We start from the raw sequence: 940 nt of genomic DNA, 5'->3' as shown, positions 1-940 counted from the left end.
CCAACTGGCACTTCAGGAAAACTCCAAGTACGAACAGCTCCGCATCGAAAACCAGACCCAGATCCGTTTAGTGGAATTCCTGTGCGACTATATTCATAATCCCGCCAATGCCGACGAAGTCATTCCGGCCAATGTCGGTCTGAAAGACCAGAACCTCAGTTCGGTCATCGACCAGTACAACACCCTGATTATCGAACGCAAGCGGCTGCTCCGCACCTCTTCCGAGAACAACCCCGCGGTCATCAATATGAAGACCGGCATCGAAGCCATGCGCCACAGCGTACAGACCACCGTGGCCAGCGTACTCGAAGGTCTGCACATCACCAAGGGCAACCTCGACCGCCAGGCCAGCAAGTTCGAGGGACGCATCAGCAAGGCCCCCCAGCAGGAAAAGGAATTCCTCACCATTGCCCGCCAGCAGGAAATCAAGGCACAGCTCTACATCATGCTGCTCCAGAAACGCGAGGAAAATGCCATTACCCTGGCTGCAACTGCTACCAACGGACGAATCATCGAACAGGCATTACCAGACAAATACCCCGTATCGCCCAAAAAGAAAATTATTGCATTAGCAGCTCTGATTTTAGGTCTGGGAATTCCGGTCGGTATCATCTACCTGATTGACCTGCTGAAATACAGGATTGAAAACGGAGAGGATGTACAGAAACTCACTTCCGTTCCTCTCGTGGCCGAACTTCCTCACTGCCAGAAACCGGCACAGGGTGCCATTGTGGTACGCGAAAATCACAACGACATCATGGAGGAAACCTTCCGCGGACTCCGTACCAACCTGATGTTTATGATGGAAAGCGGAGAAAAAGTTATTATGGTCTCCTCCACCCAGCCCGGTGAAGGAAAATCCTTTGTAGCCGGAAATCTGGCAGTCAGTCTGGCATTCCTTGGCAAAAAGACTCTGATTGTAGGTATGGATATCCGCAAG

The 940-nt window shown here is 51.7% G+C and carries 1 protein-coding gene; it reads left to right on the top strand.

Annotated features, from left to right (window positions below; all coding sequences use genetic code 11):
- Positions 1-940 (top strand): GumC family protein (locus WKU26_RS12580; RefSeq protein ID WP_340322301.1); only part of this gene is annotated, 940 nt, incomplete at both ends.

Origin of the sequence: Phocaeicola sp. HCN-40430 (genome assembly GCF_037890285.1) — a bacterium.
Lineage (GTDB): Bacteria > Bacteroidota > Bacteroidia > Bacteroidales > Bacteroidaceae > Phocaeicola > Phocaeicola acetigenes.
This window is presented reverse-complemented; position numbering and strand designations above follow the sequence as displayed.